We start from the raw sequence: 17068 nt of genomic DNA, 5'->3' as shown, positions 1-17068 counted from the left end.
CTTCCTCACAGGACCGGGTCGACGCGGACGAAGCGGTTGTCGAACCAGCCCCGGCTGCTGGTCGCGGAGGTGCAGTAGGCGGAGACCGCCGTGTAGGCGGCACCGGCCTGGAGCCCGGTGACCCGAAACGTTGTCGACACCGAGACCGACGACTTGGTGCCGACCTGGGCCGTACGCCGCTCGTCGGCGGGGACGACCAGCACGCCGTCCTTGCGGATGTTGGCGCTCATCCGGGCCCACTGGCCCTCCACCGCGGTGCTCCCCAGGAAGCCCACGGTCACGAGGACCGCGCCGGAGACCGGTGCGGTGAACGCGGCGGTGATGGTGGGGCCGACCGTGTCGGTCACCGCCTCGACCCAGGTGGTGCTGGCGCAGTAGCCGCCGTCGGTGTTCTCGGCCCAGGCGGAGGCCGGGACGGCGGCCCGCCACACGGTGCCGTCCCAGCGCTGGAGCCGCCCGCCCTCGTCGCGGTACTGCCCGGGGTACTCGCCCTGGGCGAGCGCGCCCTGCGGGGCGATGCCGCCGACCTGGCGCGGGTAGGCGGACCAGCGGGTGCCGTCCCAGCGCTGCAGTTCCCGGCTGGTGTCGCGGTACTGGCCGACGTAGCCGCCGGGCACATCGCGGTTCCAGGACTCCGGGAGGATGCCGCCGACGGCCACGGTGGGCACGCGCAGGTCGTACACGGCGTTGGCCCAGTCGATGCCGCCGGTGCCGACGGAGGCGCCGGCCGGGACCAGGACCCGGGCGAGCGGGAGGGCGGCGTCCGGGAGGCGCGGCGGCTCGGGGGAGCTCTTCGGCTCGCCCTTGATGACCTCCAGGGTGGCTTCGGTGGCGCCCCCCTCGCTGTCGAACTGGGCGTCGTGGACCCGCAGGACCACCAGGTCGATGCGGGGGTTGGAGGCGTCGCCGTCGTCGAAGCCCACGTCGGTGTAGTCGGTGAGGACGACCGGGTAGGCCCCGGCCCGGCCCTGGCCCTGGATCACGGCCCGGCCCGGTACGACGGTGGCCCGCATGCCCGCGGTCTCGCCGTACACGTAGAGCCCGGACATCAGGTAGGTGCCGTTCTCGGCGCCGGGGATCACCCCGCCGGCGCTGGTCAGGGGGCCGGTCGGGGCCATCGTCCCGAGCGGGGAGAGGCGGGTGTCGGCGCGGGACTGGCCGGATTCGGTCTCGGTGCGGTTGATCAGCCAGGCGCTGCGTACGGGCATGGGGTCCTCCTGAAGCAAGACGGATGGGGTGGTCGTGGTGGGCCGGAGAGGGTGCGCGCTCCGCACCGCTTCGACGGCGGGCCCGAAGGGGCTCACCAGTGGGCGTCGCGCCACCGGACGGTGACGGAGGCCTCCGGGTCGGGGGTCGTGTCGTTGGAGCGGAACGCCAGCTCGGTGGCGCCCGGCGCCAGGCCGAAGAGCTGCTCGGGCGCGGAGGCGGCGGTGGCGGTGTAGAGGCGGGAGGCGGTCCCGTTGAGCAGGACGGTCCCGGCCTCGGTGTCTACGCTCAGCACGTCCTGGGGGCCGAGCACGATGTCGTACTGGAGCTGCCGGCCGTCGGTGAGCCGGGTCAGCGTCGGGCGCCGGACCGGCCCCCGGAACTCGATCAGCGGGTGGGCCGTCGCCGAGCCCCCGTTGACGGCGGTGCAGGAGCCGGAGGCGTTGGCGCCGGTCCCGGTCGGGTCCGCGACCCCCCACTCCAGCGGCCACCGCAGGCCGAGCCCGCCCTCCCCGGCCTCCTCGGGCCAGAGCAGCCCCGGCTCGGGGACCGGCAGATGGGCGCGGCACTCCCGGAGCACGGCGCCGAAGCGGCGGGGGTCGGTGGCCGTCCACTGGAGGCTGGTCTTCGAGGCGCCGTGCACCACGTAGGACCGGTCCTGCGGGACGACCTTCCGGCTGATCCGGGCCCGTACGGCCAGGGTCTCCCCGTGCAGCCGTACCGCCAGCCAGTCCTCGGCGCCGTCCGCCCCGGTGGCGTCCCGGAAGGCGGTGGACACGGCGAGCGCGTCCCCGGTGGTGCGGGGCAGCAGCCAGACGGTCGCCCCGACGAGCCGGGACTGCGCCCACTGCGCGCCGGGCCAGGCGCCGTGCCGGTCGGGGCGGGAGACTTCGCCGCTGTCGAGGGTCGGCAGGTCGTCCCAGCCGGTGATGCCGGTGCGGTCGATCTCGTACGGGGTACCGGGGCCCATCAGCAGTCCGGCCCACTGGATCTGCCCGTCGCGGGTGATCAGTGAGCCGGGTGCGGTCTCGTACGCGTATGTGGTTGTGGTCTCGGCCATGAGGGGCCGTCACCTCGCTTCGGTCGTGGGGCGGCTTCGGTCGTGGGGCGGTCGGGGCTCATGCCGCCGCCCCGTGCAGGAACAGCAGGTCGGAGGCGATGGCGAGCGGGCCGCCGCGCCCGGCCGCGTGGTACGTGTGCAGCCGGGTCCGCTCCGGGGAGCCGGCCGCCCGGTCCGGCCGCGGGCCCGCCTCGGCCGGACGCAGCCGGCTCAGCGCGGAGAGCGGCTGGACGGAGGCGGCGCCCGAGCGGCCGCCCGCGGGCTGGACGACACCGCCCTCGGCGAGCTGCGGGATCTTGGGCAGGTCCACGCCGAACTTCTTGCCGAGGACGGAGAAGCTCAGCTTGTTGAGGCCGTCGATGACCCAGTTGGCGAAGGAGATCAGCGCCTTGACCGGGCCGGTGACGGCGGCCATGACGCCCTGCATCCCGGTGGAGACGAAGTCGCCCATGCCGTGCAGGGTGCGCGAGGTGGCGTCCCTGACCCGGGTGAACATGGCCGGGATGCGTCGGGTGATCCAGTCCAGGGTGGGCTGGATCATCCGTCGGAAGCCGTTCCAGGCGCCGCTGACCAGCCCGGTCACCGCCCGGGTCGCCGAACCGACCGCCGTACGGGTGCCGTTGAAGCCGGCGGACAGGGCGGCGCCGATCCCCTTGAGCACCGCGGTGACGATCGTGCGTACGGCGGTGAACTGCGCGGAGACCACCTTGGCGTACCCCTGCACGACCGGCCCGAGGAACTTCCCGATGGCCCGGAAGACCGCCAGGACCTGGTTGAATACCTGCTTCATGATCTTCTGGCCGGTCTGCGAGCTGAGCGCGTACTCGATCAGGAAGCCCGCGAGCGGCACGATCAGCCCGAGGACGAACCCGAACGGATTGGCCCGCATCGCCACGTTGACGGCCATCACCGCCCCGGCGGCGACGGTGAGCGCCCCGCCGAAGAAGCCCATCAGCCCGGAGACCGTGCCGGTGCCCTTGCCCAGGATCCCGGCCACGCCTCCGAAGACCGTGGAGCCGGTGGAGAGGGCGCCGAGGGGAGCGGCACCACCACGGGCCCCGCCGCTGCCGGTACGGAGCCGGGTCGCCGTGACCCCGGCGGTACGGCCGGCCTTGGCCACCGACTTCCCGGCCGCGTCCGCCCCGGTCCTCAGCTGCCGCAGGGCCGGGTCGGCGGAGGCCGCGCCGCCCCGGATGCCGTCGGCGGCTCCCCGGGCCCGGCCGACATCCCGCAGGGCGTTGCGGAGGGAGGCGCCGGCCGCGCCGAGCTGGGTGCGGAAGGCGGAGAGAGGACCGGCCACGCCCGCGAGCGGGTCGGCGCCCGCCCCGATCGCTGCCGTACTCATCCGCGCGCCTTGGAGAGGAACAGCAGGGCGGCGGCGGTCTCCTGGAGGTTGGCGGAGGACGCCTCGTAGTAGTGCTCGATCTGGAAGCCGGCGACGGCCCCGGTCGTGGCGTTGTACGCGTCCGCCCGGGAGCGGCGGGCGGTGTGGCGCAGCAGCCGGTCCAGCTTGGAGAGCGGCAGGACGGCCTCGGCCTCACCGGCCTCCGCGACGATGGCGTGGACACCTCCGTTGCGCGGCTGCACGATGCCGCCGGCCGCGAGCTGCGGGATCTTCGGCAGGCTGATGCCGAAGCTCTTGCCGCCGACGCCGGGGACCCAGCCGGGGATGGAGACCTTGATGCGGTTGAGCCGGTCGATCGCGGAGTTGATGAGCCGGATCACCGCGTTGACCGGCCCCTTCACCGCCCCCGTGATCCGTCCGAAGGCCCGGCCCGCGATGTCCTTGAGCCCGCCCCAGACGGCGGAGAGCCGCTCCCTGACCCGGCTGAAAGCCTGCGGGACGGTGTTGCGGATCCAGTTGACGACGGGGGTGATGACCTTGCGGATCCCGTTCCAGACACTGGAGATGACGCTCCTGATCGCGTTCATCACCGTCGTGATGAGCTTGCGCCAGGCGTTGAAGTAGGTCGTGATGACGGTGGCGACGGCCTTGACGACCACGGTGACGGCCTTCTTGATGCCGTTCCAGACCGTCTTCATCAGGGCCCCGGCCTTGGTCATGATCGGCCCGACGGCCTTCATGACCGTGCTGATGACCTTCCTGATCGCGTCGAATGCGACCTTGAGCACCTTCTGGAGGGTCTTGGAGCGGGACGCCATGTCGACGACCCGCTCGATGAGCGGGGCGAGCAGCGAGAGCAGCTGCCCGACGATGTTCCCGCGCATCGACTTGTTGAGGCCGTTCATGCCCTTGGACGCCCTGTCGGCGCCGGACTTGAACGTCCCGATCTGCGTACCGCTCTTCTGCCCGGTGGTCCCGGCCTTGGCGAGCGACCGCTCGGCCTTGTCGGCGGCGCGCTGCAGGGTGGACAGCTCGCGGGCGGAGGTCTGGGCGGAGGCGCGGATCTTCTTGAGCTCGCGGTCGCCGGCCGCAGCCCTGGTGGACAGGCCGTTCGCCGCTCTGCTGCTCGCGTCGAGCCGTGATCTGAAGGTGTTGAGCGAGCTACCCGCTCGCCCGAGTGCTTGTACGAGAGACATGCTGATTCCTGTCCGGTCCGTTGGTGGTGCCGCTGCCGACCGAATACCTGGGGCGGAATCCCCATTCAGGTCCCAAGCCGTTGCTCCAGGGCAGCAGTGCGGGAGAGGACGGCGTCATAGGCATTTGCCACGGCGCGGAGCTGCGCCGATTCGGCCGCGTAGGAACGTCCGCGGGGCGTGACCCTGTTGCCCCTGTTCTGGGTGACGTCGGCGCGGGCGCTCACTTGGGACCGTCCAGCTGCAGCGGTGTCACGGGTCATCCGGTACAGGGCGCGGATGTCCTCGCCGTGCTGATGGACAGTTCCCTGGAGCGCCGAGTCACCGCCTCTCGCCCCGTCGCCGGTTCGTGTGACGTTGGCCTCGCTGTCACGGTGGAGCCAGGACGGCAGTCTGTTCTGCCACTCTCTGAACCAGCCGCTGTTCTGGAGCGCTTCCACCCAGGAGAACTTGATGAACTCGGTCCCGAGGAAGGAGACGCCGGAGGGAGTGACAGCCAGTACCTCCATGTCCCATTTCACGATCTGATTGCTGAAGTACTCGATCTGGTTGGATGCGTTGACGGTCTTGACGCCGTCCTCTGTCCCTGGCAAACCGGAAAGATGGGCCTCGCCGTATCCCGGTGTCTTCTGGATATCGGCGATTCCGTCTTGAACGGTCTTTAGATCCTGTCGCCATGCTGTCTGCTGGGATTTCCCCTGCTCTTCGAGTTCAGCCTCGAGGCCGGCGATATCCTTCTTCTCTTCCTTGAGCTGATCGATCTGGGACTGAAGTTCGTCGAGGTCTTCCTCGGTCGGTCTGTCGCCCATGCGGTTCAGTCCTTCCTGTGTCACGCGCCGTGCTAGAGTGCCGCGCGTGAGAAAGCCGTTCGAGTACCAGGACCTCATTCCGCTGACCATCGGAACGGCCGTGACACTCTTGGCTTCCTTCGTTTTCTTTTCATTCGCCGCGAATATCCTGATTCTCAGGTTTCGTGGCGTTCTGGGTATGGCTGAGTGCGTGGCCCAGCGCCCTTATTCCTCAGTCGTCCGGTATCAGGGGCCCGACGGCGTGTTCTACGAGAGGGCAGTCGGGGCGAAACCGAAATCTTCGATCATTCCCAGCTTCGGTGATCAGGTCGAGATCCTGTACGACCCCAAGAAGCCGGGGCGCTGTTCCCGGACTCCCTTGGTGATGGGCAAAGGGGTTTTCTTCGCACTGATGGGGGGGATTTCGCTGGCTGCGGCGGTCAGCGTCGCGGCCTCGCCGTTCACTGGCTGAGGAACATGGGGTGAACCGCGCCGTGGCGCTCAGGCGAAGAAACGCATGAGCGCCGAACGACTGGGACCCCCGGGTTCCGCCGGTTCGATGTCGTCCGTGGTTGCCCCGTCCGCCTCTGGTTCCCGGCCGTCGTCCCCCGGCCTCGGCACCGGCACCGGCATCTCCGGCGGGTCGGCGTCCTCGTCCGTGTTGACCGAGGCGAACATCCAGTTGGCGGCGGCGAGATGGTCCACCGCCGCGGCCAGCAGGTAGTCGGTCACGGTCCACTCCGCGCCGTCCCCGTCGAGTTCGCGGGAGACGGCACTGTCGCGCGGCATGTGCTTGACCAGCACCGCGAGCCGGCGGGAGGTCAGCCGGCCGCGGTGCCAGTCCAGCAGGTCCACGCCGTAGTGCCGCAGCAGGTCGGCTTCGAGGGCCTCGGCGTGTTCGGTGACGAACGCGTCGAGGCTCAGCCTTCCCCCAGGCCGAGCCCGGTCTCCTTGCCGTACGCCTCCAGGAGCGCGGCGATGTCCTGCATGGTGATGTCGTGGCGCTCGAAGCGGCCGAACTGCTCCTCGCCGAGCAGCAGCCGCAGCAGCCCGTCCACGTCGTTGTCGTCCAGCGAACGCAGCGCGGCGGCGGTGGCGCGGGTCAGCTCGGTGGGCAGTTCGAAGGTGTCGCCGTCCAGGTCGAAGGACCAGGTGCGGCCGAGCGCCTCCAGGCGCTGGGCGCGCGCCGCGTTCACGTCGAAGGAAGCCATGCGGTGTCTCCGTTTCAGGTGCGGGGTTCGGATGTGGGGGAGGGGAGAGGAGGGGGTGCCGGGGCGGGGGCGGTCTGAACCGGCCCCGCCCCGGCGGGTGTTGCGGATGGTGCGGGCCGTACGGGTGTTACGGCGCCGGGACCGTCGGCACCGCGTAGGCCGGGTCCTTCATCACGAAGGTGGCCAGCGCCGCGCCGTCGCCCGGGGAGAGCGCGGTGAAGGTGACGCCCAGCTGCGCCGCGGCCTTCCGGGCGAGCTTGATGTCGTCGGTCGCGGTGACCTGGCCGCGCGGGATGACGAAGCGGTACGTGACCTCGGAGCCGTCGGTGAACTCCAGGCCGAGGGCCCGCTCGTCGAAGGTCGGACCGTCCGGCACGTCGAACTGGAAGACGTTCGTGGCGTCCCCGTCCTTGCGGATGTCCGTGGACTTGCCGCCGAGGAAGAACGGCAGCGTGTCCTCGTTGAACTGGAGCATCGCGAACTTCAGCGTCAGGTCGCGGTCCGCGTAGACGAACCGGGCCGGGCTGATGGACTGCCACGTCTCGACCGGGTCCAGCTTGTCCTTCTTGGAGAAGGTCACGCCCTCGGTGGAGGTGTAGCCCAGGTCGGTCCAGGCCGGACCCCAGTCGGCCGCCGGGTTGTCGGAGAAGGCCTCCGGCAGCGGGGCGTCGATCTCGGCGACGAGGATGCGGCCGGTTCCGGCCACGCGGATCTCGGAGGCGTTGTTGCCTGCCATGGATGGCTCCTTGGGTGGTTGGTCCCTGAAAGGGGTGGGTGTGGTGCCGGGGGTGGTGCGTGCCGTACCGGGTACGGCAAAGGCCCCGCCGGAGGGGCAGGGCCTGGTCTGTGGGGCGCGCACGGGCCGGTGTCCGTAAGGGACTTCTGTCCGTACGGGACTTGCGGGTGTACGGGTCCGGGGCGCGCCGCCTCGTGGGCGTACGGCCTCGAAGGCGTACGGGTCGTGGCCGGGGCGTACGGGGACCGGTCGGCCGACGGTACGGGACCGGCCTCAGACGTACGGGCGCGGTCGGAGGCGTACGGGACCGGTTGGAGACATACGGGGCCGGTTCGAGGCGTGCGGGACCGGCCTCAGGCGTACGGACCCGAGTACCGCGTCAGCCGATGCGCAGCGAGACGCGCAGGACGCAGAGGTAGCGGTTGGCCGCCGGGTACAGGTACTCGGGCAGCCAGCGCGGGCCGTCCGACTCGACGACATCGCTGATCACGATGTTCGTCCCGTACCGTCGGCCGACCGCGGCGAGTAGTTCGGCCCGGGCGGAGTTGGCCAGGCGGTGTGCCGTGGTCTTGTCCGGCCCGTAGGCCTCCAGCTCGATCAGCGGCTGGTCCAGGTGGAGGTCGTCGATCCAGGCGCCACCGCGCCGGGAGACGATCACCGCCTTCTGTGTGCCGTCGAAGCCCGGCGGCGGAGTCTCGTCCACGACCGCGTCCGCCAGATCGGCGCGCTCGGAGAGAAGCTCCACGACGATGGCTTCCACGTCGGGGAAGGTGCTCGGAGGTGAAGTCATGGCAGGGCGATCACTCCTGTTCGCGGAGGTGGTCAGAGGTAATCAGGGAGGTGTCCGGCGAAGCGTTCGGGGCATGCCCGGAGAGCCGGAACGCGGGCGGCGGAGCCGCGCCCGGAGGGTGGGCGCAGCTCCGCCGCTGCACTTATTGTGACTGAGATCGTGCGAGCGCGCAACTTGTTGGTGCGAAGGTGCAATTTCGCTGGGTGTGGCTCCGGTGTGGTTCGGGGGTCGTCCGCACCTCGCCGGCGCGCGGCGGGGCCTGTTCTCGCCTCCCGCATCCCCGCCTTCGGTGCGTTAGTCTGCGGTTATCGAACTGGCATTCGAAAGGCGGCGGTTCTGCGGCGGGAAGCGCCCGGACGAGGCGTGTGGAGCGAGGGAGCGGGGGAGCGGGTGGACGGGAGTGAGCCGGTGATCAGTGCCCAGGAGCGGCTGGCCGATGTCATGGCTGCGGTGGTCGAGGTGGCCGCGGAGTCGGGGGAGTCGGGTACGTACACCGCGGAGGTCGCCCGTACGCTCACCGCCGTCGTCGGCAAGGTCGGCGCGAGAATCGCCGTGGAGGCGGAGACCCGGGGGTTCCGCAGCGGCTGGGGCGAGGCGATCGCCCTGGTGGCCGGGGGTACGGAGGGCGGGGCCCAGGTGCTCCGTATGACGAACGCGAACGTGCCGGAGGAGTAGCCGGGGGAGCATGCGGAGGCGGGAACAGTGAAGGAGGGGCGGCACCCGGCCGGGTGCCGCCCCTCCTTCACCGCTTCTGTCGTTCAGCGCGCCGTCGGCGCCTTGCGCCGCGCCGCCCGTTCCGCGGCGAAGACGTCCTCCAGCCGGAACGTGTGCGCCCGGCCCCGCCGGCCCGCCGGGCTGAGGTGGCCCAGCTGGACCCACTTGCGGATCGTCGCCGGGGTCACGCCCGCCTCGTGGGCGGCCAGGGCGCCCGTCACCAGGGTCGGTGCCGTGTCCGTCATCGGCTCCCCTCCCGCCGCGCGGTGTCCGTCGTCGACGCGGTCAGCTCCGCGAGATCGGCGCCCGACTCAGCCGCGAGCCGCACCCACGCACCCTCGCTCCACGCGTGGCGGTGCGCCGGATCCGTACGGCAGTCGCAGGCCCGGTCCGCGCAGCGGCAGGCCGGGTTGACGCAGAGGACCGCGCGGCGCGCGGGGAAGGCCCGCAGCGAGACCGAGTCGCACCAGGGGCAGCGGCCGTTCACCCGCACCACCGGTTCGGCGCCGCCCAGGGCCCGGGTGCACCGCCGGGCCATCCGGCGGACCTCGTCCCGGACGTGTTCGAGGAGGACGTCGTCGGCGGCGGCCCGGTCGAGCAGCCCCGCGATGCGCAGCAGCCGGCCGGCCACCTGCTCACGGCGCGGGCGGGGCAGCCGGAGCCGGTCGTGGACGGCCTCGTCCAGCTCGATCACGCCATCCGTGATGTCCCGTACGGCGTCGGAGATGTGCAGCCGGAGCGGCGAGGTACGGGCTCCGGACGGCGTGAGGCCGTGCGCCTGCTCGGCCCGCAGGGCCTCCTCGCGCTCGGCGCGGGTCGGGCCGGCCGGGGCCCGGTGAGCGCCGGCCGGGGTCGGGCGCGGGGCGGAGGGGGAGCGGTAGGCGGGGGCCAGCTCGGTGAGCAGCTCCGGGAACTGGCGCAGCAGCAGCTCGATCCAGAGCAGGGCGTCGGCGGTCATGGCGTCCGCGGTCGTGGCGGTCACGGTGTCCGCGGACGGACCGCCACCGGGCTTCCGGTCACTGGACTTCCGGCCACCGGGCTTCCGGTCTCCGGACTTTCGGACGTCGGCCCGTGCCCCGGCATCGGGTGTCCGTGTGTTGGATGTGGACGCGTTCGGTGTGTTCATGGCGATCCCTTCTCCCCGCACGAGGTGTTGCGAGTCCGCACCCTGACATGTTGCGCGCTCGCACGCAAGGGGGAATCGAGGGGTCCGCCGCCTTTATCTCCACAGATTTTGCCCAAACGGTAGGGGTGGGCGGGGTAATTCCTTGCGCGCAAGCGCGATAGTCTGATGGTTGCTTCGGAGGGAGGCGAGTGCCCCATGACCACGGGCGAACTCGACAGCTTCGCGACCTGGATCGAAGAACTGATCCGTCGGCGCGGCTTCGACATCGACAGTCCACGCGGCGGCGGCAAATCCCGTCTCGCCGACGAGGCCGGGGTCCACCGGGCCGCCATCACCCGCCTCCTCCAGCGCCAGAGCATGCCGGACCTGGAGACCACCAGACGTCTCGCGCAGGTGCTCCAGGTCCCGGTGCGCGACATGCTCATCCGCTCCGGCCGGCTCACGGAGGAGGACCTGCCGCTGCCCTCCGCGCCCGCGGGCGCACCGGCGGCGGGCGGGCGTCCGCTCACCCTCGAGGAGGCCGCCGTGGCGCTCGGCGTACCGGCGGACCAGCGCGAGATGTTCGTCCGGGTGGCGGGCCAGTTCCTTCCCGACCCGGCGGTCACCGCCGCCGAGCGCCGGGCCCCGCTCGCCTCCGAGTGAGCCCGGGACGGAGGCGGGCGCTGCCGATCGTGCGGCGGCCCCGCAGGCCCGTTCCCGCCCCCGGCCCGTAAGCTGTCGTGGCCTGTCCCCCCGCCCCAGCAGGTTCACCAACAGCAGTGCACGGCCGCACCCCGCCAGGTGCGCGCCGGGCAGAACGAGAGCACGCGATCGTCGCGGCCGCCGTGCGCGCCCGCCCGGTCCGGAGCGTCTCGCACGGGCGGGAAGGAAGGGGGGGCGCATGGTCGAGCGGGAAGAGTGCTCCCGGGCCACCCCCGACGAAGCCGCCTCTCCGGCCGATGCCCTGACTGCGGGGCCCACGTCCCGTCCGGCCGTCCCTCCGCCCCCGGGGCCCACGCCCCGTCCGGTCGACGCCCCGCCCCCGGGACGCACCTCCCGTCCGGTCGACGTCCCGGCGCCGGAGGTCGACACTCCGCGTACCGGATCCGCCACCCTTCCGGCCGATGCCCCGCCCCCGGGAGCCGACGCCCCGGCACGGGGAGCGGATCGCCCGGCGCGGGAAACAGACGTGCCACCATCGGATGCGGGAGCGGCACCACCGGAAGCGGACGTGCCGCCGTCCGAGGCGGGCGCGCCCGTACCGGAGACGTACGCGGCGCTCCTCGCCGACCTGGGCGCCCTCCTCGACGCCCACGAGCCCCATGAGGTCGTCGTCCTGCTGCGGGCGGAGCTGGAGCGCCGGGAGCTGCGCGCGTACTCGCACGGCTGGCGCGATGCCGCCGCCCATTTCGAGCCCGCCGTCGAAGCCGCGCGGAGCGCGAACCTGCGGACCTTACGCCTGGTGGGGCGTACGCCGGGCCGCGCCGCGGTGATCCCCATCCGGCAGGAGGCCCGTGGCGGGGACCCCCGCGAGCCGGACCGCGAGGACGGCCTCCCGGACGACGTGGCTCCGCATGTCGCTTCCCATGCCGCTCCGCACGCCGGTCCCCGCACCGATCGCGATGCCGATGCCGATGTCGATGCCCAAGGACCGCCAGGCCCACGGGACGGTGACGGCCCCGAGGGCGGGGAGCCCGGCACCGGCCGCCCCCGTACCGGTCGGCGCTCCGTACCCGCGCCCCGGCCGGCGCGCACCGGTTCCGGGCCCGAACCCGCGCTCGTACCCAAGAGCCGCAGCTCCCGGGTCCCGACCATCCCCACGCTTCCGGCGCCCCGCCTGAGGCTGCCCCCGAGGCGGCCGGCGGACGGCGGCAGGGCGGCCGCCACGGAGGACACGCGAAAGGGCGGCCACCCCTGAGACGGCACAGGGAACGACCGCACCGGGGAACGGCCGCCCGCTCCGGTGACTCCCGGCCGGAGATCACCGGCTCCCCGACCCAGGAACCCGGTCGGGCAGCGGGGCCTTGCCCGCCAGGGCCGGTATGTCGGCGACGAGCGCGTAGCCGTCGACGACAGTGGAAGGCAGCGGCAGTCCGTACGTACGCTGTGTCCGTGCCGTTCGATTGCCGAGGTCCGGCAACGGTCCGGAGGGGCGGCCACCAGGGGGCGGGGCCCGTCCGCGGTGGTCGGCGGCCCCGGCGTGTCGGGGTGGACAGCATTTGTTTTGACCCAGGTCCGTGAGGTAGGTACGCTCAAGCCTTGTGCCTGGGGTGTGCCTGGGCTCCGGTGCGTGTCCTCAACCGCATCGCGAGTCTGTCAGTAGCCACCGCAATCTGTGCCCTTCTGCCCCTCGGGCGGGAGTCTGCAGTATTCGACACACCCGACCGCGTGGGTCGGTGATGTTCCAGGTTAGTTTCACGAACGGCACACAGAAACCGGAGAAGTAGTGCCTACGATCCAGCAGCTGGTCCGGAAGGGCCGGCAGGACAAGGTCGAGAAGAACAAGACGCCCGCGCTCGAGGGTTCGCCCCAGCGTCGCGGTGTCTGCACGCGTGTGTTCACGACCACCCCGAAGAAGCCGAACTCGGCCCTCCGTAAGGTCGCGCGTGTGCGTCTGACCTCCGGTATCGAGGTCACGGCCTACATCCCGGGTGAGGGACACAACCTGCAGGAGCACTCCATCGTGCTCGTGCGTGGTGGCCGTGTGAAGGACCTGCCGGGTGTTCGTTACAAGATCATCCGCGGTTCGCTCGACACCCAGGGTGTCAAGAACCGCAAGCAGGCCCGCAGCCGCTACGGCGCCAAGAAGGAGAAGTAAGAATGCCTCGTAAGGGCCCCGCCCCGAAGCGCCCGGTCATCATCGACCCGGTCTACAGCTCTCCTCTTGTCACGTCGCTGATCAACAAGATCCTCCTCGACGGCAAGCGTTCCACCGCCGAGCGGATCGTCTACGGCGCCATGGAAGGCCTCCGCGAGAAGACCGGCAACGACCCGGTCATCACGCTGAAGCGCGCGCTGGAGAACGTCAAGCCCTCGCTCGAGGTCAAGTCCCGCCGTGTCGGTGGCGCCACCTACCAGGTGCCGATCGAGGTCAAGCCCGGTCGCGCCTCCACCCTGGCTCTGCGCTGGCTCGTCGGTTACTCCCGCGCCCGTCGCGAGAAGACCATGACCGAGCGCCTCATGAACGAACTGCTCGACGCCTCCAACGGCCTCGGCGCTTCGGTCAAGAAGCGTGAGGACACCCACAAGATGGCCGAGTCCAACAAGGCCTTCGCGCACTACCGCTGGTAGTCGCTACCCCATCGAGACCGAGAGAAGACTGAGCCATATGGCCACCACTTCGCTTGACCTGGCCAAGGTCCGCAACATCGGGATCATGGCCCACATCGACGCGGGCAAGACGACCACCACTGAGCGGATCCTCTTCTACACCGGTGTGAGCTACAAGATCGGTGAAGTCCACGACGGCGCTGCCACGATGGACTGGATGGAGCAGGAGCAGGAGCGCGGCATCACGATCACGTCCGCCGCGACGACCTGTCACTGGCCGCTCAACAATGTTGACCACACCATCAACATCATCGACACCCCGGGTCACGTCGACTTCACCGTCGAGGTGGAGCGTTCGCTCCGTGTCCTCGACGGCGCCGTCACCGTGTTCGACGGTGTGGCGGGCGTCGAGCCGCAGTCCGAGACCGTGTGGCGTCAGGCGGACCGCTACGGCGTTCCGCGTATCTGCTTCGTCAACAAGCTCGACCGCACCGGCGCCGACTTCCTGCGCTGCGTCAACATGATCGTGGACCGCCTCGGCGCGACCCCGATCGTCATGCAGCTCCCCATCGGCGCCGAAGCGGACTTCACGGGCGTCGTCGACCTCGTGTCGATGAAGGCCTTCGTGTACCCCGAAGAGGCCGCCAAGGGCGAGATGTACAACATCGTCGAGATCCCGGACAACCTCAAGGAGTCGGCCGCCGAGTGGCGCGGCAAGCTCCTGGAGGCCGTGGCCGAGAACGACGACGCCATGATGGAGCTGTACCTGGAGGGCAACGAGCCCAGCCAGGAGCAGCTGCACGAGGCGATCCGCCGCATCACCCTGGCGTCGAAGGGTGGCGCCGACTCCGTCACCGTCACCCCCGTGTTCTGTGGCACCGCGTTCAAGAACAAGGGCGTCCAGCCCCTGCTCGACGCGGTCGTGCGCTACCTGCCCTCCCCCCTGGACGTCGAGGCCATCGAGGGCCACGACGTCAAGGACCCCGAGGTCGTCGTCAAGCGCAAGCCCTCGGACGACGAGCCGTTCTCCGGCCTGGCGTTCAAGATCGCGAGCGACCCGCACCTCGGCAAGCTCACCTTCGTCCGGATCTACTCCGGTCGCCTGGAGGCCGGCACCGCGGTGCTGAACTCCGTCAAGGGCAAGAAGGAGCGCATCGGCAAGATCTACCGCATGCACGCGAACAAGCGTGAGGAGATCCAGTCGGTGGGCGCGGGCGACATCATCGCCGTCATGGGCCTGAAGCAGACCACCACCGGTGAGACGCTGTGCGACGACAAGAACCCGGTCATCCTGGAGTCCATGGACTTCCCGGCGCCGGTCATCCAGGTCGCCATCGAGCCCAAGTCCAAGGGTGACCAGGAGAAGCTGGGTGTCGCCATCCAGCGTCTCTCGGAGGAGGACCCCTCCTTCCAGGTGCACTCCGACGAGGAGACCGGCCAGACCATCATCGGTGGTATGGGCGAGCTTCACCTCGAGGTGCTCGTCGACCGCATGAAGCGCGAGTTCCGCGTTGAGGCGAACGTCGGCAAGCCCCAGGTCGCGTACCGCGAGACGATCCGCAAGGCCGTCGAGCGCATCGACTACACGCACAAGAAGCAGACCGGTGGTACCGGTCAGTTCGCGAAGGTGCAGATCGCCATCGAGCCCATCGAGGGCGGCGACGCATCCTACGAGTTCGTCAACAAGGTCACCGGTGGCCGCATCCCCCGTGAGTACATTCCCTCGGTGGACGCGGGTGCCCAGGAAGCCATGCAGTTCGGCATCCTGGCCGGTTACGAGATGGTCGGCGTCCGCGTCACCCTTCTCGACGGTGGTTTCCACGAGGTCGACTCGTCCGAGCTCGCCTTCAAGATCGCCGGTTCGCAGGCGTTCAAGGAGGGTGCCCGCAAGGCCTCTCCCGTGCTCCTCGAGCCGATGATGGCCGTCGAGGTCACCACGCCCGAGGACTACATGGGCGATGTCATCGGCGACCTCAACTCCCGCCGTGGCCAGATCCAGGCCATGGAGGAGCGCAGCGGCGCTCGCGTCGTGAAGGGCCTCGTGCCCCTCTCGGAGATGTTCGGCTACGTCGGAGACCTCCGCAGCAAGACCTCGGGTCGCGCAAGCTACTCGATGCAGTTCGACTCCTACGCCGAGGTTCCGCGGAACGTCGCCGAGGAGATCATCGCGAAGGCCAAGGGCGAGTAACTCTCCCGAGCACACGCTTTAGGCTTGTCACCGGAGCCGGGCGGGCATGCGGCACAGCGCGCGAGCACTGTGCCGTATGCCCCCGGCGCCGGCACCCCAGCAAAGATCACCTGGCGCCGATGAAGCAAGGCGTACAGAACCACTCAGGAGGACCCCAGTGGCGAAGGCAAAGTTCGAGCGGACTAAGCCCCACGTCAACATCGGCACCATCGGTCACATCGACCACGGTAAGACGACCCTCACGGCCGCCATTACCAAGGTGCTGCACGACGCGTACCCGGACCTGAACGAGGCCTCGGCCTTCGACCAGATCGACAAGGCTCCCGAGGAGCGCCAGCGCGGTATCACCATCTCCATCGCGCACGTCGAGTACCAGACGGAGTCGCGTCACTACGCGCACGTCGACTGCCCGGGTCACGCGGACTACATCAAGAACATGATCACCGGTGCCGCGCAGATGGACGGCGCCATCCTCGTGGTCGCCGCCACCGACGGCCCGATGCCGCAGACCAAGGAGCACGTGCTCCTGGCCCGCCAGGTCGGCGTTCCGTACATCGTCGTCGCCCTGAACAAGGCCGACATGGTGGACGACGAGGAGATCCTGGAGCTCGTCGAGCTCGAGGTCCGTGAGCTCCTCTCCGAGTACGAGTTCCCGGGCGACGACGTTCCCGTCGTCAAGGTCTCGGCGCTCAAGGCCCTCGAGGGCGACAAGGAGTGGGGCCAGTCGGTCCTGAACCTGATGGCCGCCGTGGACGAGTCCATCCCGCAGCCCGAGCGTGACGTCGAGAAGCCGTTCCTCATGCCGATCGAGGACGTCTTCACGATCACCGGTCGCGGTACGGTCGTCACCGGCCGCATCGAGCGTGGTGTCCTCAAGGTCAACGAGACCGTCGACATCGTCGGTATCAAGACCGAGAAGACCACCACCACGGTCACCGGCATCGAGATGTTCCGCAAGCTGCTCGACGAGGGCCAGGCCGGTGAGAACGTCGGTCTGCTCCTCCGTGGCATCAAGCGCGAGGACGTCGAGCGCGGCCAGGTCATCATCAAGCCGGGTTCGGTCACGCCGCACACCGAGTTCCAGGCGCAGTCCTACATCCTGTCGAAGGACGAGGGTGGCCGTCACACCCCGTTCTTCAACAACTACCGCCCGCAGTTCTACTTCCGTACCACGGACGTGACGGGCGTTGTGACCCTTCCCGAGGGCACCGAGATGGTCATGCCGGGTGACAACACCCTCATGGACGTCGCGCTGATCCAGCCGGTCGCCATGGAAGAGGGCCTGAAGTTCGCCATCCGTGAGGGTGGCCGGACCGTGGGCGCCGGCCAGGTCACCAAGATCATCAAGTAGTTTCTGCTTGGTCCTTGGACCTGGTGGCTCACTGAGCTGCACGAAGGGCCCCGCACCTCGGAAGAGGTGCGGGGCCCTTCGCCATGTCCGGATCGCCACCCCCACCCCCTC

Annotated in this window: 19 protein-coding genes; 8 read left to right on the top strand and 11 right to left on the bottom strand. The window is 70.2% G+C overall.

Going from position 1 to position 17068, the window contains the following annotated elements:
• Positions 1-5: 5 nt before the first annotated feature.
• From DJ476_RS12745 to DJ476_RS12725, 5 genes are all read right to left on the bottom strand, one after another.
• Positions 6-1208: a hypothetical protein gene (locus tag DJ476_RS12745; RefSeq protein ID WP_112490539.1), complete on the bottom strand. Its 1203-nt coding sequence runs from the start codon at positions 1206-1208 to the stop codon at positions 6-8.
• Positions 1209-1300: 92 nt separating this feature from the next.
• The gene (locus DJ476_RS12740) at positions 1301-2266 is read right to left on the bottom strand and encodes a phage distal tail protein (protein ID WP_112490538.1); all 966 of its coding nucleotides are present in this window, start codon (positions 2264-2266) and stop codon (positions 1301-1303) included.
• A gap of 58 nt (positions 2267-2324) precedes the next feature.
• Positions 2325-3611 carry a tape-measure protein gene (locus DJ476_RS12735; RefSeq protein WP_112490537.1) on the bottom strand — a complete coding sequence of 429 codons (1287 nt, stop codon included), beginning with the start codon at positions 3609-3611 and terminating at the stop codon, positions 2325-2327.
• Positions 3608-4807: a phage tail protein gene (locus DJ476_RS12730; RefSeq protein WP_112490536.1), complete on the bottom strand. Its 1200-nt coding sequence runs from the start codon at positions 4805-4807 to the stop codon at positions 3608-3610. The genes DJ476_RS12735 and DJ476_RS12730 overlap by 4 nt, the downstream gene beginning before the upstream one ends.
• 65 nt (positions 4808-4872) lie before the next feature.
• Entirely contained in the window at positions 4873-5613 is a 741-nt protein-coding gene (locus DJ476_RS12725) for a hypothetical protein (protein ID WP_112490535.1), read from the bottom strand.
• Positions 5614-5659: 46 nt separating this feature from the next.
• On the opposite strand from DJ476_RS12725, the gene DJ476_RS12720 reads away from it, so the two are divergent.
• Positions 5660-6064: a DUF3592 domain-containing protein gene (locus DJ476_RS12720; RefSeq protein WP_103416856.1), complete on the top strand. Its 405-nt coding sequence runs from the start codon at positions 5660-5662 to the stop codon at positions 6062-6064.
• A 29-nt stretch (positions 6065-6093) separates the two neighbouring features.
• Here the strand turns inward: DJ476_RS12720 and DJ476_RS12715 are convergent, their stop codons facing one another.
• The 4 genes from DJ476_RS12715 to DJ476_RS12700 all read right to left on the bottom strand — a co-directional run bounded on the left by DJ476_RS12715 (position 6094) and on the right by DJ476_RS12700 (position 8329).
• Positions 6094-6447 carry a hypothetical protein gene (locus tag DJ476_RS12715; RefSeq protein ID WP_103416857.1) on the bottom strand — a complete coding sequence of 118 codons (354 nt, stop codon included), beginning with the start codon at positions 6445-6447 and terminating at the stop codon, positions 6094-6096.
• 65 nt (positions 6448-6512) lie between these two features.
• Positions 6513-6803, bottom strand: a complete 291-nt coding sequence (locus DJ476_RS12710) for a hypothetical protein (RefSeq protein WP_019765136.1) — start codon at positions 6801-6803, stop codon at positions 6513-6515.
• 127 nt (positions 6804-6930) lie between these two features.
• Positions 6931-7539 (bottom strand): phage tail tube protein, encoded by a 609-nt coding sequence (locus tag DJ476_RS12705; RefSeq protein ID WP_073877605.1) that lies wholly within the window; start codon positions 7537-7539, stop codon positions 6931-6933.
• Between the two features lie 379 nt (positions 7540-7918).
• Positions 7919-8329, bottom strand: coding sequence for a hypothetical protein (locus DJ476_RS12700; protein WP_053559776.1), 411 nt, complete (start codon positions 8327-8329; stop codon positions 7919-7921).
• A 408-nt stretch (positions 8330-8737) separates the two neighbouring features.
• Between DJ476_RS12700 and DJ476_RS12695 the strand changes: the two genes are divergently transcribed.
• The gene (locus DJ476_RS12695) at positions 8738-9004 is read left to right on the top strand and encodes a hypothetical protein (RefSeq protein ID WP_381243624.1); all 267 of its coding nucleotides are present in this window, start codon (positions 8738-8740) and stop codon (positions 9002-9004) included.
• Between the two features lie 83 nt (positions 9005-9087).
• Here DJ476_RS12695 and DJ476_RS12690 read toward each other — a convergent pair whose 3' ends face one another.
• Positions 9088-9288 carry a MerR family transcriptional regulator gene (locus tag DJ476_RS12690; RefSeq protein WP_112490534.1) on the bottom strand — a complete coding sequence of 67 codons (201 nt, stop codon included), beginning with the start codon at positions 9286-9288 and terminating at the stop codon, positions 9088-9090.
• Positions 9285-10001 carry a hypothetical protein gene (locus tag DJ476_RS12685; RefSeq protein ID WP_381243780.1) on the bottom strand — a complete coding sequence of 239 codons (717 nt, stop codon included), beginning with the start codon at positions 9999-10001 and terminating at the stop codon, positions 9285-9287. The genes DJ476_RS12690 and DJ476_RS12685 overlap by 4 nt, the downstream gene beginning before the upstream one ends.
• 363 nt (positions 10002-10364) lie before the next feature.
• Between DJ476_RS12685 and DJ476_RS12680 the strand changes: the two genes are divergently transcribed.
• The 6 genes from DJ476_RS12680 (at position 10365) to tuf (ending at position 16957) form a co-directional block, all read left to right on the top strand.
• Positions 10365-10811 carry a helix-turn-helix domain-containing protein gene (locus tag DJ476_RS12680; protein ID WP_053559775.1) on the top strand — a complete coding sequence of 149 codons (447 nt, stop codon included), beginning with the start codon at positions 10365-10367 and terminating at the stop codon, positions 10809-10811.
• Positions 10812-11379: 568 nt separating this feature from the next.
• A complete protein-coding gene (locus tag DJ476_RS12675; RefSeq protein ID WP_318294622.1) occupies positions 11380-12066 on the top strand; it encodes a hypothetical protein in 687 nt (228 codons plus the stop codon).
• Positions 12067-12594: 528 nt separating this feature from the next.
• On the top strand, positions 12595-12966 hold the full coding sequence (gene rpsL, locus DJ476_RS12670; RefSeq protein WP_003948652.1) for a 30S ribosomal protein S12: 372 nt from the start codon (positions 12595-12597) through the stop codon (positions 12964-12966).
• 2 nt (positions 12967-12968) lie between these two features.
• Positions 12969-13439 carry a 30S ribosomal protein S7 gene (rpsG, locus tag DJ476_RS12665; protein ID WP_003966970.1) on the top strand — a complete coding sequence of 157 codons (471 nt, stop codon included), beginning with the start codon at positions 12969-12971 and terminating at the stop codon, positions 13437-13439.
• A 37-nt stretch (positions 13440-13476) separates the two neighbouring features.
• On the top strand, positions 13477-15606 hold the full coding sequence (gene fusA, locus DJ476_RS12660) for an elongation factor G (RefSeq protein WP_103416863.1): 2130 nt from the start codon (positions 13477-13479) through the stop codon (positions 15604-15606).
• 157 nt (positions 15607-15763) lie between these two features.
• A complete protein-coding gene (gene tuf, locus DJ476_RS12655; protein ID WP_018490814.1) occupies positions 15764-16957 on the top strand; it encodes an elongation factor Tu in 1194 nt (397 codons plus the stop codon).
• Positions 16958-17068 lie beyond the last annotated feature (111 nt).

It is taken from the genome of Streptomyces bacillaris, assembly GCF_003268675.1.
Classification (GTDB): Bacteria; Actinomycetota; Actinomycetes; order Streptomycetales; family Streptomycetaceae; genus Streptomyces; species Streptomyces bacillaris.
This window is presented reverse-complemented; position numbering and strand designations above follow the sequence as displayed.

Excerpts from the sequence above, each read along its gene's own strand:
- DJ476_RS12745 (WP_112490539.1), bottom strand. The coding sequence starts at position 1,208 with ATGCCCGTACGCAGCGCCTGGCTGATCAACCGCACCGAGACCGAATCC.
- DJ476_RS12740 (WP_112490538.1), bottom strand. The coding sequence starts at position 2,266 with ATGGCCGAGACCACAACCACATACGCGTACGAGACCGCACCCGGCTCA.
- DJ476_RS12735 (WP_112490537.1), bottom strand. The coding sequence starts at position 3,611 with ATGAGTACGGCAGCGATCGGGGCGGGCGCCGACCCGCTCGCGGGCGTG.
- DJ476_RS12730 (WP_112490536.1), bottom strand. The coding sequence starts at position 4,807 with ATGTCTCTCGTACAAGCACTCGGGCGAGCGGGTAGCTCGCTCAACACC.
- DJ476_RS12725 (WP_112490535.1), bottom strand. The coding sequence starts at position 5,613 with ATGGGCGACAGACCGACCGAGGAAGACCTCGACGAACTTCAGTCCCAG.
- DJ476_RS12710 (WP_019765136.1), bottom strand. The coding sequence starts at position 6,803 with ATGGCTTCCTTCGACGTGAACGCGGCGCGCGCCCAGCGCCTGGAGGCG.
- DJ476_RS12705 (WP_073877605.1), bottom strand. The coding sequence starts at position 7,539 with ATGGCAGGCAACAACGCCTCCGAGATCCGCGTGGCCGGAACCGGCCGC.
- DJ476_RS12700 (WP_053559776.1), bottom strand. The coding sequence starts at position 8,329 with ATGACTTCACCTCCGAGCACCTTCCCCGACGTGGAAGCCATCGTCGTG.
- DJ476_RS12690 (WP_112490534.1), bottom strand. The coding sequence starts at position 9,288 with ATGACGGACACGGCACCGACCCTGGTGACGGGCGCCCTGGCCGCCCAC.
- DJ476_RS12685 (WP_381243780.1), bottom strand. The coding sequence starts at position 10,001 with ATGACCGCCGACGCCCTGCTCTGGATCGAGCTGCTGCTGCGCCAGTTC.
- DJ476_RS12680 (WP_053559775.1), top strand. The coding sequence starts at position 10,365 with ATGACCACGGGCGAACTCGACAGCTTCGCGACCTGGATCGAAGAACTG.
- rpsG (WP_003966970.1), top strand. The coding sequence starts at position 12,969 with ATGCCTCGTAAGGGCCCCGCCCCGAAGCGCCCGGTCATCATCGACCCG.
- fusA (WP_103416863.1), top strand. The coding sequence starts at position 13,477 with ATGGCCACCACTTCGCTTGACCTGGCCAAGGTCCGCAACATCGGGATC.